General features: G+C 70.8%; 10 protein-coding genes and 1 pseudogene. 3 read left to right on the top strand and 8 right to left on the bottom strand.

The genetic code is table 11. The features are described from left to right. Window positions 1-41: 41 nt before the first annotated feature. From tgmC to tgmA, 3 genes are read right to left on the bottom strand one after another with little or no spacing between them, the layout of a single operon-like run. Window positions 42-1,211, bottom strand: a complete 1,170-nt coding sequence (gene tgmC / locus BKA18_RS21375) for an ATP-grasp peptide maturase system methyltransferase (RefSeq protein WP_366047604.1) — start codon at window positions 1,209-1,211, stop codon at window positions 42-44. Next, a complete protein-coding gene (gene tgmB, locus BKA18_RS21370) occupies window positions 1,204-2,172 on the bottom strand; it encodes an ATP-grasp ribosomal peptide maturase (protein WP_366047603.1) in 969 nt (322 codons plus the stop codon). The genes tgmC and tgmB overlap by 8 nt, the downstream gene beginning before the upstream one ends. After that, window positions 2,172-2,435 (bottom strand): putative ATP-grasp-modified RiPP, encoded by a 264-nt coding sequence (gene tgmA, locus BKA18_RS21365; RefSeq protein ID WP_366047657.1) that lies wholly within the window; start codon window positions 2,433-2,435, stop codon window positions 2,172-2,174. Before tgmA ends, tgmB begins: the two co-directional genes overlap by 1 nt. A 529-nt stretch (window positions 2,436-2,964) precedes the next feature. Here tgmA and BKA18_RS21360 point away from each other — a divergent pair. Next, window positions 2,965-3,801, top strand: a complete 837-nt coding sequence (locus tag BKA18_RS21360; protein ID WP_366047602.1) for a helix-turn-helix domain-containing protein — start codon at window positions 2,965-2,967, stop codon at window positions 3,799-3,801. Then, window positions 3,798-3,995 carry a DUF397 domain-containing protein gene (locus BKA18_RS21355; protein ID WP_366047601.1) on the top strand — a complete coding sequence of 66 codons (198 nt, stop codon included), beginning with the start codon at window positions 3,798-3,800 and terminating at the stop codon, window positions 3,993-3,995. The genes BKA18_RS21360 and BKA18_RS21355 overlap by 4 nt, the downstream gene beginning before the upstream one ends. Window positions 3,996-4,104: 109 nt before the next feature. On the opposite strand, the gene BKA18_RS21350 is transcribed toward BKA18_RS21355, so the two are convergent. The 5 genes and pseudogenes from BKA18_RS21350 to BKA18_RS21330 all read right to left on the bottom strand — a co-directional run. Continuing rightward, entirely contained in the window at window positions 4,105-4,524 is a 420-nt protein-coding gene (locus BKA18_RS21350) for an NUDIX hydrolase (RefSeq protein WP_366047600.1), read from the bottom strand. Window positions 4,525-4,546: 22 nt separating this feature from the next. After that, window positions 4,547-5,905 carry a CHAD domain-containing protein gene (locus BKA18_RS21345; protein ID WP_366047599.1) on the bottom strand — a complete coding sequence of 453 codons (1,359 nt, stop codon included), beginning with the start codon at window positions 5,903-5,905 and terminating at the stop codon, window positions 4,547-4,549. Then, entirely contained in the window at window positions 5,868-8,150 is a 2,283-nt protein-coding gene (locus tag BKA18_RS21340; RefSeq protein ID WP_366047598.1) for an RNA degradosome polyphosphate kinase, read from the bottom strand. Before BKA18_RS21340 ends, BKA18_RS21345 begins: the two co-directional genes overlap by 38 nt. 771 nt (window positions 8,151-8,921) lie before the next feature. After that, window positions 8,922-9,968 (bottom strand): ABC transporter permease, encoded by a 1,047-nt coding sequence (locus BKA18_RS21335; RefSeq protein ID WP_366047597.1) that lies wholly within the window; start codon window positions 9,966-9,968, stop codon window positions 8,922-8,924. A gap of 587 nt (window positions 9,969-10,555) precedes the next feature. Further along, window positions 10,556-11,080: pseudogene (locus BKA18_RS21330) on the bottom strand (ATP-binding cassette domain-containing protein); the annotation flags it as partial. Between the two features lie 95 nt (window positions 11,081-11,175). On the opposite strand from BKA18_RS21330, the gene BKA18_RS21325 reads away from it, so the two are divergent. Further along, complete coding sequence (locus tag BKA18_RS21325; RefSeq protein WP_366047595.1) at window positions 11,176-11,790, top strand: GNAT family N-acetyltransferase; 615 nt, start codon at window positions 11,176-11,178, stop codon at window positions 11,788-11,790. The last annotated feature ends 85 nt before the right edge of the window (window positions 11,791-11,875 follow it).

Here is an 11,875-nt window from a genome sequence, read left to right as displayed (position 1 = left end):
GATCCGTGCGGAGAATATTGCGCGCGCATTAGCTCCCTCGCTCAGGCGAGATGGTGTTGCCAGATGAGCAGCGGGTGGCCCTCGATCCAGTACGTGTGGGTCGTGTCCGTGATGCGGAGCCGTACGGCGGAAATGTCGGGGCTTCCCGCGTCTTGCCACGCGGTCAGAGCCCGTTCGATGTCGTCCCACAGAGCCACGGGCCCACCCTGGCGGACCGTCCAGGCATCGCCGGCTGCAATGAACTCGGCGAAGGACTCGCGTTCCGGATCAAAGACGTACAGAAGCTGGGCGCCTTCGCGCGTCGCAGCGCGGACGAACTGTGCACCCGGCGCGGCGAGCTGGGCGAGGAAGGCCGGCATCCACTCTTCCAGCAGGGCGGGCGGGAACTCTGCCGGTCGCTCGCTGTCGGCGTAGGCCGTGCGGGCGGACAGGTCCCCGGAGACCGGTGGTGCAGCCTGGGATCGCGCCTGCATGAAGGAGGAGCGGCCGGTGATCCTGCCCTCGGCAGTGCCGTCCGCACCCACGATGACCTTGGCCAGGCCCGTGCCGTAGCCCCACGAGCCGCCGACGGTAGCCAGCACGATGCCGCCCGGCTTGGTCTGCCTGATCCAGGTGTAGGGGATGCGGCGGACAGCACAGGTGGCGATGACCCGGTCGTACGGGGCGCGGCAGGGGTGGCCGAGGAGCCCGTCCCCGGTCACGGTCCATGTCTCGAATCCGGCCGTCTCCAACGCGGCGTCCGCGCGGGCCGAGACGGCGGGGTCGACTTCCACCGTCGTGACGTTGTCTTCGCCGAGTCGGTGACACATCAGAGCCGAGGAATAACCGGTGCCGGTGCCGATCTCCAGCACGTGATGTCCGTCTTGGGCCTCCAGACACTCGATCATGTACACCACGGTGACCGGGGTGGTGGATGACGACGTGGGAGAGCCCGTCACGAGATCGCTGACCTGGTCGGCGGTGAGGTGTCCGTCGAGCTGTGTGGTCAGGGACCGGTCGCTGTAGGCGATCTGTGCCCACTCGGCCGGCTCGGACCCGACCGCGGTGACCGGCCGCCACCGGCCGCCTTCCTCGGGCAGGAACACTCCGGGGTGAAGGAACAGCTCACGGGGTACGGCCTCCACCGCGGCTCGCCATGCGGGAGTGGTGAGGACTTTGGCCTTCTCCAGTCGATCGGCGAGGGCACGCCGCTCCGGCGCAGTATCAGTCATGGGTTTTCCCTTGCGTCAGCAGGTCAGCGAATGCGGCGGACATGTCGAGTCCGGTCTCTCCCTCCAGCCACCCCCATTGGCCGTTCGGATTCAGCTCCAGCCACCAGTAGTCCCCCTCCTGGTCCACGGCGAGGTCAAAGCTCCCGGATACCAACCCGAAGTGATCCAGGTAGGCCAGAAGCGCCTTGTTCATGCGGGCGGGCAGGTCTATCACGGCGTAGGAGAGTGCGGAGTAGTCCTTGCGCCAGTCCAGAAGGCAGGAGTCGATGCGTACGGCAAACACCTCCCGGCTGACCACCAGGACCCGCACGTCGGCGACCTTGTTCACGCGGGCTTGGAACAGGTGCGGTGTCACGCACACGCCGTCATCGATCTCGGCAGCCGTGACCGGATCCGCCCATCCCGTCACCGGGACTCCGTCTCGCTCGTACGGAGTCCACCGCAGCGTCTTGTAGATCACCTGACCGTTGGCGGCAATGAACTCCCTTGCCTCGCTCGGATCATTGGTCACGAGCGTGGGCGGCACGGTGAGGCCGAGACGCTGAGCAACGGCGAGTTGTGCGGGCTTGTAGTCGGCAGCAGCAATGCGGAGCGGGTGATTGACCCATAACGGGCCGTCGAGTGCGTAGAGGGTTCCTCCGAGTCCGTAGCGAACCTGCGCAGCCGCGAACCGTGCATCGTGATCGCTCAGGTTCGGGAAAGTGGGCCAGGTGGGGCGGCGCCAGTACACCGCCCGCACGTGAGTCAGGTCAGCGGTTCTCGACGGGGTACGTACCTGCCCGGCCACCGGGACCGGGCAGGTACCGAACCGAGCCGAGACCGTCAGGCCCTTACCGATGTCGGAGGGATTGACCCTGACCACCGGCACACTTCGCCGGTTGAGTTCGGCGATCACCATGTCGGCGGTGACATCGTCCGCCTCGGTGACCACGAGAACCGGCCTTTCCTCGGTCACGGTCATCAGTCCTGCGTACTGTCCTGGTCGTGACCCTGGTCGTTCTGCGAGTCCGAATTCGTGGTCGTCGAGGTCTCGGTACCGGAGCTGGTGCCGTGCTTGCCCATCTCGACCACGCTGCCGGCACGGTCGCGGAAGACGCCGAGCTGTGTGGCGGGGTCGATGGCGACTGTGGCGTGTAGGCGGCGAACGGTGGTCGGGTATGGGGCGAGCCGACCGGCACCCCAGGGACGAGTGAGGGTCTCGGTCGTTTCGGTGCTCGCGATCATTGCGCGATCTCCCTTCTCTTGTGAGGCCAGGCCCGGGTTGGGCTCGGGGATGGCCCGGGGAACCCAGTGCTCCCCCTCGCTCTCCACCGGCACTCCGTCATGCTGGGGGTGCCGCCGCAGCAGCACGCGGCAGTCGACGGCCTTCGTCTTGTCGCCGCTCCGTTCGGCATCCGCCAATTCGGCCCGCAGCGTCCGGCACTTGGCACAGTTCACAGCGACCGCCCCAGCGGTCCGTACTGCTGCCACCGCGCGTAGTCCTGATGCATGCGCGCGCGAAGGTGCGTCACAGCCTCGCTGTCGTCGTCCGCGGTCCGCTCGTGCTCCGGGGGGTCGCCGGCTCCGGCTGTTGCGCCTGCCGGATCGCTCGCGCCGGTGCGGTGCCGAGCAGTACGGCCTTCGGGGGGAGTGCGCTTCCCGGGCAAAGTCCGCTCCTCTCTGTAGTCATTCCACTACCGACGCGGTTCAGAGTGACCTAGAGTCAAAAGCTGTTCAACCTGTCAGAGGAGGAGGAAGCGTTGGTGAAAGCCCGTTGAATCGCAAGGAGTTGATGCCGGACCATAGCCCTCGCGAAGCGTTCGGGGCGCGTTTACGCAGCTCCCGGGAAGCACGCGGCTGGACGCAAGATGAGCTTGCCGAGCGCATGGGGTATTCCAGTACGCACATTTCCGCGGTCGAAACTGGTCGGAAGCCCCCGACTTTGCGCTTTTCGCGCAGCGCCGACCGCACGTTCGGCACCGAAGGCACCGTGGACACGTTCGAGCGTCAGTGGCGCGAGATCCGGCACGGCAGCCTGTTGGAGGGCTTCCCGGAGTACGTCGGACACGAGGGCCGGGCGGCGGAGATCCGGCTGTACGAAGTGGGCATCATCCCGGGCCTGCTGCAGACCCCGGAGTACGCGTCCGTGCTCGCTGGGAGTCACGTCAAGCGCGGAGCGATCACGTCCGATCAGGCGGACGAACGGGTGTCGCTCGTTGCGGAACGACAGGCAGCGCTTGTCCGCACGCCCCCGCCGCTGGTGTTCGTAGTGCTGGACGAAAGCTGCATCCGTCGGCCCATCGGCGGATCCGCCGTCATGGACGCACAGTTGGCGCGGCTGGTCGATTTCGCCGAGCTGCCGAACACCGTGCTCCACGTCGCCCCGTTCGACATGGGAGAGCGGCGCCCGTTCCACCTGCCGATCACGGTGCTGACGCTGCCGGACCGCTCGCTGATGTCGTACGCGGAGTCGGCCCAACGGGGCCATCTCGAACGGGAAAGTAGCTCGGTGCTGCCCATACTGACGGCCTACCATCAACTACAGGCCGACGCGCCCTCCCAAGCGGCGTCAGTGGCCATGATCAATGACTTACGAAAGGGCGCCCCGTGACCGAACCCGTCCGATGGATCAAATCCTCGTACAGCGACAACGGCGGACAGTGCATCGAGTGGGCACCGGAGCACGCGAACACCCACGGTGCCGTCCCGGTCAGGGACAGCAAGAACCCTCAGGGGCCTGCGCTCCTCTTCCCTGCCCCGCAGTGGAACCACTTCGTGGCGTACGCCAAGGGGCAGTCCATCTGATCCCGATCCCGACACTCACAGCCGAGGGCCCTCCCACGTATCCCGTGGAGGGCCCTCGTGACGTCTCAGGGGCGAGGCCTGACAAGAGGCTGAGGCTTCTGTCGCGCCCTCACGCCACATGCAGCGCCGCGAGCAACGCGTCCACCAGGGGCCGGTCCCGTTCCTGGGTGAGGCGGAGGCGGGCGTCGTCCGGGGAGAGCCACTCCAGGCGGTCGACCTCGGTGTTCGGGGTGAAGGCGCCGGCGAGGGCCTCGGCTGCCCAGTAACGGACCTGTTTGGGGCGGCCGTTGGCCACGTAGTAGGAGGTGGGCAGGGGCGCGCCGGGGCGGCAGTCCATGCCGGTCTCCTCCGCCACCTCGCGCACCGCGCCGGCCAGGGCGCTCTCGCCGCGCTTCAACTTGCCTTTGGGGTGGGACCAGTCGTCGTACTTGGGGCGGTGGACGAGCGCGATCTCCAGGCCGTCCTCGGAGGCCGCGCGGCGCCACAGGACGCAACCCGCCGCGCGTACCGGCCGCTGCACCACCGTCACGTCCTCAGCCCCTTCCGGCCGGTCATGGCATCCCTCCGGGGAGGTCGTGCGTTCCTGCCCCCGCGCGCGGCAGCCACACCCGGCCGAAGGCGAAGCGGGCCGCCTCCACCTCGTGCCGCTGGTCGGCGTGCAGCACGCCGAGGGCGTAGGCGGTGGCCGGGGCGATGCGGGGAGTACGGGCCGCGGCGGCGGCTGCGGCGGCGGCCTCCGCCGCGTCGCGGTGCCACTCCAGCGCCCGGCCCGCTTCCGCCAGCCGGTGATCGGTGTCCTCCAGCGCGAGGACCTCCCGGGCGTAACGGCTCAGCCGCACCAGCAACCGGACCTGGTGCCAGGGCGCGTCCTGGCGCTGGTCGGCGGCGAGCGCGGCGGCGTTGTACGGGTAGCCGGCGCGGGACAGCGGCAGCGCGGCCACCGCCTCCACCAGCCGCCGGTACGCCTGGTCGGCGAGCGGCGGCAGCGCCTCGGCGGCGGGCAGTTCGGCGTTCTTACCGGCCAGCGGGGCCTCGGAGGCGAGCACCGCCACGGAGTCGGCGACGGCGTGGAAGCGGGCGGAGCCCAGGGCCTGGAGGGCGGCGGAGTGGGCGCGGGTGCGGGCGAGGGTGAGCTGGCGGTCGAGCAGTGCGCCGGCGCGCGCGGCACCGGCCGCGAGTGCGCCGTCGGGGTCGGTCTCGGTGGCGGCAGCGGAGGAGGCGGCGGGCTGGGAGGCGGCCGCCGTGGTGGAGCGGCTCGGTGCCGGGCGGTCCCGCCGGTTTCCCCGGCTGTCCCGCTTCTCGCGTTTCGCCTGGTCGCCTCGGTCATCCAGGCTGCCGCGGTCTGGCCGCTCGGGCCGTTCCCCCCGGCCCGTCAGCCGTTGCAAGGCGGCCATCAGCCGGTCGCGGCGGGCCGCGCAGGCCTGTTCGCGGGCCAGCGTGCCGGACAGCCAGCCGAGTTCGGAGCGGAGCTGGTCGGCCCACTCCTCCTCGGTCAGCGGCCGGAAGGTGTGCAGGGTGGCGCTGATCCGGCGGGCGGCGCGGCGCAGCTGGCGGGCCGCGTCGCCGGCGCCCTCCGCGTCCGAACCGCTCTCGCGGTGCAGCCGCAGGCTGCGCAGGAAGTCCGCGGCCTGCTGGTGCAGATAGCCGGCGAGGACCTCCTCGGCCGTGCGGGCGGTGAGACCGGTGCCGAGGTCGGGCCCGGCGCGGGTGCCGTCCTCCCCGGAGGTGTAGGTCATCAGCGGTCCGTGCGAGGTGCCATGGGGGCTGCCGTCTTCCGCGTAGGGTCCGTCCACCACTGCGGAGCGGGCTCCGGGCACCCCACCGCGCTCGTATCCGATGCCGATAAGACCCGCCGGCCCTCCGGTCTGCTGGTCATGTCGCTGGGCCACGCCGGCGCCTCCGGGCGTCAATGAGCATTTCCTGTATGTTGCGCAGCGGCGCGCCGTCCGCGTCCGCCGCGTGCCGGGTCCAGTCGCCGTCCGGGCCCAGGTGCCAGGAGGACGTGGAGTCCGACGTCCCGGTCTCCAGCAGCCGGTTGAGTGCGGCGCGGTGTGCCGGGTCGGCGACCCGCACCAGTGCTTCGATCCGCCGGTCGAGATTACGGTGCATCATGTCGGCGCTGCCCAGCCACACTTCGGGTTCCCCGCCGTTGCCGAAGGCGAAGATCCGGGAGTGTTCCAGGAAGCGGCCGAGGATGCTGCGGACGCGGATGTTCTCGCTCAGGCCGGGGACTCCCGGGCGCAGCGCGCAGATGCCGCGTACCAGGATGTCGACCGGCACGCCGGCCTGCGAGGCGCGGTAGAGCGCATCGATGACGGCCTCGTCGACCATCGAGTTGACCTTGATGCGGACGTAGGCCGCCCGGCCCGCGCGCTGCTGGTCGATCTCCTTGGTGATGCGCTGTATCAGGCCGTCCCGCAGGGACTTGGGCGCGACCAGGAGGCGGCGGTAGGTCTCCCGGCGGGAGTAGCCGGAGAGCCGGTTGAACAGATCCGAGAGGTCGGCGCCGACCTGTGGGTCGGCGGTCAGCAGCCCCAGATCCTCGTAGAGCCGGGCCGTCTTGGGGTGGTAATTGCCGGTCCCCACATGGGAATAGCGGCGCAGCATCTCGCCTTCCTGGCGGACGACGAGGGAGAGCTTGCAGTGCGTCTTGAGGCCGACCAGGCCGTAGACGACGTGGCAGCCGGACTCCTCCAGCTTCCGCGCCCACTTGATGTTGGCCTGTTCGTCGAAGCGGGCCTTGATCTCGACCAGGACGAGGACCTGCTTGCCGGATTCCGCGGCGTCTATCAGGGCGTCGACGATCGGGGAGTCGCCGGAGGTGCGGTAGAGCGTCTGCTTGATCGCGAGGACGTCCGGGTCGGCCGCGGCCTGCTCCAGGAACGCCTGCACGGAGGTGGAGAAGGAGTCGTAGGGGTGGTGCAGGAGGACGTCGCGGGCGCGCAGGGCGGCGAAGATGTCCGGGGCGGAGGCCGACTCCACCTCGGCGAGGTCGCGGTGGGTGCCGGCCACGAACTTGGGGTACTTCAGCTCGGGCCGGTCCAGCGCGCCGATCCCGAAGAGCCCGGTGAGGTCCAGCGGGCCGGGCAGCGGGTAGACCTCGGCGTCGGAGATCTTCAGCTCCTGGACGAGCAGATCGAGCACGGCCGGGTCGATGGACTCCTCGACCTCCAGGCGGACCGGCGGGCCGAAGCGCCGCCGCATCAGCTCCTTCTCCAGGGCCTGGAGGAGGTTCTCCGCGTCGTCCTCCTCGACCTCCAGGTCTTCGTTGCGGGTGACCCGGAACATGTGGTGGGCGCGCACCTCCATCCCCGGGAACAGCTCCTCCAGGTGAGCGGCGATGACGTCCTCGATGGGGACGTAGCGCTGCGGGGAGGCCTCCAGGAAGCGGGAGAGCAGCGGCGGCACCTTGACCCGCGCGAAGTGGTCGTGGCCGCTGACCGGGTTGCGTACGACGACGGCGAGATTCAGCGAGAGGCCGGAGATGTACGGGAAGGGGTGCGCGGGGTCCACGGCCAGCGGGGTGAGCACCGGGAAGATCTGCTGGCGGAAGAGGGTGAACAGGCGGGCCTGCTCCTTCTCGCTCAGATCGGGCCAGCGGATCAGATGGATGCCCTGCGCGGCGAGCTCGGGGGCGATGTCCTGCTGGAAGCAGGCGGCATGCCGGGCCATGAGTTCGCGCGAGCGGGTCCAGATCAGATCCAGCACCTCACGGGGCTGGAGTCCGGACGCGGAGCGGGTGGCGACGCCGGTGGCTATCCGTCGCTTGAGTCCGGCGACCCGGACCATGAAGAACTCGTCCAGGTTGCTGGCGAAAATCGCCAGGAAGTTGGCCCGTTCGAGGAGGGGGGTGGCCGGATCTTCGGCCAGCTCCAGCACCCGCTCGTTGAAGGCCAGCCAGCTGCGCTCGCGGTCCAGGAACCGGTCGCCGGGCAGTTCCTCGCCGTCCACGCCCACCACACCGCGGTCCTCGTACGCATCGGGATCGGCGTCGAGGTCGGGCTCCAGCCCGGGCACCGTCCCGCGGACCGCCTGCGGGCGGTGCGCGGCGATGGAGCCCACGGACGGCTGGGCCGCGGGGGCCGCGGCCTTGGGGGGCTTGGTGGTCGACGTCTCTGGCTGGACCTGTGCCTGAGCGCCGGGCTGCTGGTTCATGTCCTTATTCTTCCGCGTCCCCGGGGTTCCAGGCGCGTCAGGAAGGAGTGGCGGCGCGACATGGAGCCTGGGAGTCGGGACGTTCGGCACAGCGGGCTGCATTCAGTGATGCTCGCAAGCGACATTGAATCGCTGGTAACGCGGATATTACGGCCAGGCAAGCGGGGTGCTACTCCCCGGGGTATTCCGGGGGTGCCGGCCAAGGGCCGCCGGGGGTGTGCGTGTGCGCCCGTGACTCTGTGTGCGGACGTCCGTTCCGGTGCCGTCGGCCGGGGCCCGGTCGGTGTGTGCGGGGCGGCGGCGCCCGGAGTCCGGACCCCGGCGCCGGGCTCTGCGGTGCCGCGCGCCTTTCGTGTCTGCCCCGGCGCAGGCGTTGTCACACGCCCGATTATAGACGGGAAATCGCCCGCCCTTTTTGATCAAGGGGCGGTGTACGAGAATGGGGTGCGGGTATCTCGATTTCCCCGGTTATTGCGCATGGGGTATCCCACCTTTTTGGGCTGCGCGCATTCTCCGGTGCGGGCGGGAAGGCTTGGCGGGAGGCCGGAAACCCGGCTTGCGGGGCGCGGGATGCCTTACGGGTGACCGCTCCCCCGCCGCCCGTTCTGCACGACGCGCGGTGAACAGGTCCTCGCCTTCCGGCATTTGGGCGCCGGGCTGCTCCGTCGTCGTCCCGCGTCCGGAATTTCTCCCGGGGGAAAGGAACGCCGGGCGGAATGTGCCGGAGAGGGAAATGCGTGAGGGGGCGAGTGGGGAAATCGCAGCGCCCCCTCACCCGTACCGCCGCCGCACCACCCGGAAGGCGATCACGGTCAGCACCACCGCCAGCGCCACCACGATCCCAGCCTCGATCCACGCCAGCGGCCAGTGGTGCGTGACCGGGTGCTGGTCCATGTACTGGCCGACCACGTGCTCCCGGCGCAGGCAGCCGGCGAAGTCCTGGTCGGGGCGGCACGGCACGTCGGGCACATGGGCGCCGGAGGCGGTGTAGTACCCCTGGCCCACCTGCCAGGCGTCGTCCGGCAGCTGAGTGGGCTGACGGGGCCCGAACTCGGTCGTGACGATCGGCATCAGATACGGCCTGAGCTGCGTGAACGCGTACTGGACCAGGACCATGACGGTCAGCGTGACGCCCATCGACACCACCGTGCGGCGCAGCAGCAGACCGGCCAGCAGGCCGATCGCCAGGCCGAGCAGGGCGTAGGCGACGGGCACCGGGCCGAGCGAGTTGAAGCCGAGGGTCGAGTACCAGTAGGAGCCGGACACCTCGTCGCCGCCGACCTGCCAGAGCCAGGCGAAGGCCGCCGACAGCAGCGTGGTGGCGGCGAGCACGAGCGCGGCGGGCAGCGCGACCTTCGCCGCCAGCCAGCGCACCGGGCCGACCGACTGGGTCAGCACGAGCTGGTGGGTGCCGGCCTCCAGCTCACGGGCGATCAGCGGGGCGCCGAGGAACAGGCCGATCAGCGCGGGCAGCAGCACCAGGCCCGATTCGGCGAGGCTCAGGGACGAGCCATAGGCCTCGCGGAAGGCGGTGACCGCGTCCTGGGTGTCCGAGCAGCGCGCGACGAGGGAGATCTGCGAACAGCCGGCGATGTGGTGGGCGTCGATGAACCCGGCCATCCGGCCGCGCAGCACCGCGCACCAGACCGTGCCGCCGACCGCCGCGGTGAGCAGTACCCCGAGGACCAGCCGGTGCTGGCGCCACACCAGCCAGACGAGGCCGCCCAGTGGTCCGCGGCCGCCCGTCGTGCGGGAGCGCTTCGGTATGTCCGCGGTGCGCCCGCTCCCGCTCGCCCCGAGGTGTGCCGTGCTGGTCATGCCGCCGCTCCCTTGCCGCTGTGGTGGTCGTGCCGTGTGCCCTCCGCGCCGCGCGGCGGGTCCGCCCGGCCGTCCGGCAGTGCCCCCGGTCGGGGCGGTCCGTTGCGGGACGGTCCGTTGCGCGGCATGCCGGGGATGCCGGGCTTGTTGCCGGGCCGGCGGCGCAGCGGCGCCGAGACCGGTTCCGCGCTCGGTGCGATCAGCTCGGGTGCATCGGGCGCGCGGAGATAGGCGAGCAGAAGTTCCTCCAGGGACGGTTCCGCGGTCTCCCAGGGCCCGGCGGCGACCGCGCCGTTGCGCCGTACGACCGCGGTGAAGCGCCGCCCGGACAGCTGCGCCTCGACGACCGGGTGCGCGGCGACCTCCGGCGGCAGCCCCGCGCCCCGGTGCGACCCCATCACCAGGGCGTGCGCCCCGATGACGTCATCGACCTCGCCCGCGAGCCGTACCCGGCCGCCGCCCAGCACCAGCAGGTAGTCACAGACCCCGTCCAGCTCGGCGAGCAGATCCGACGACAGGACGACGGTGGTGCCGTGCGCGGCCGCCTCGGCCAGCAGCAGGGCGGCGATCCGGTGCCGTACGAGCGGGTCGAGATCGGCCAACGGCTCGTCGAGCAGCAGGAGTTCGGGGCGCTTGGCGAAGGCGAGGGCGAGCGCGAGGCGGGTGCGCCGGCCGCCGGAGAGGGTGGCGACCCGGGCGTCAAGGGGAATGCGGCCGTCGCGGACGATCCGCTCGGCGCACCGCCCGCTCCAGCGGCCGGGGTTGAGTGCGCGGCCCAGCCGCAGCGTCTCGGCGACCGTCAGGGCGGGGTAGAGCGGCTTGTCCTGGGCGAGATGGGCGAGGACGGGGCGGCCCGCGGCGGTGCCGGGGGCTTTGCCGTACACCCGTACCGACCCCTCGCTGGGGCGGGTCAGTCCGGACGCGAGCGAGAGCAGGGTGCTCTTGCCGGCGCCGTTCGGTCCGACCAGGGCGCAGATACGGCCGGCCGGCAGCCGGAAGGTGCAGTCGCGCAGCGCCCAGCGGCGGCGGTAGCGCTTGCCGAGGCCGATCGCCTCGATGGCGGTGCGCCCCGAGGCCCGGCCGTCCACCTCGCCCCTGGCCGTCGGCCGCATCGCCGTCCCCCCTCTGATGCATTCCACTAATTAAGTAGTGAAAGGGTGAGGGAAGTGGGCTGCACCTGTCAACCTCCACTGCGTACGCTGCCCGCGTGCCCCTGCCTCCCGCGTCCCAGACGACGCCGCTGCCGTACACCCCCGACTACCCGATACGCACCGAACGGCTGGACCTGCGCCCCGTCACCCAGGACGACTTCGCCGCGATCCACGCCTACCAACGCCGCCCCGAGGTCTGCCGCTACCTCTACTGGGGCCCCTTCGACGAGGCCGGCTCCCGGGCCTCCGTCACCGCCAAGACCACCCGCACGACGCTGCGCGAGTCCGGCGACCTGCTCCAGCTCGCGGTCGTCGTCCGCGACAGCGGCACCCTGGTCGGCGACGTCACCTTCGTCTGGAACAGCCGAGAGCACCGCCAGGGCGGGATCGGCTATGTCTTCCACCCCGACCACGCGGGGCACGGCTACGCCACCGAGGCGAGCCGGGCGCTGCTGCGGCTCGGCTTCGAGGAGCTGCAACTCCACCGCATCCAGGCGGAGCTGGACGGCCGCAACACCGCCTCGGCCCGGCTCCTGGAGCGGCTGGGGATGCGCCGCGAGGGCCATCTGCGGGAGAACGAGTTCCTCGACGGGGAGTGGGCCGACGAGGTCATCTACGCGATGCTGGCGCGCGAGTGGCGGGCGCAGCAGCACCCCGCACCCCGGCAATGAGGAGCGGGGCGGACCGCCCTGGGCCCGCCCCGCCGTACGCTCGTCCGCCGCCCGCCCCACGCGGGCCCGACGCTCAGGTCTCAGA

This window comes from Streptomyces auratus, from assembly GCF_050433025.1.
Lineage (GTDB): Bacteria > Actinomycetota > Actinomycetes > Streptomycetales > Streptomycetaceae > Streptomyces > Streptomyces sioyaensis.
The sequence above is the reverse complement of the archived record's forward strand: the minus strand, read 5'-3'. Positions and strand labels throughout refer to the sequence as shown.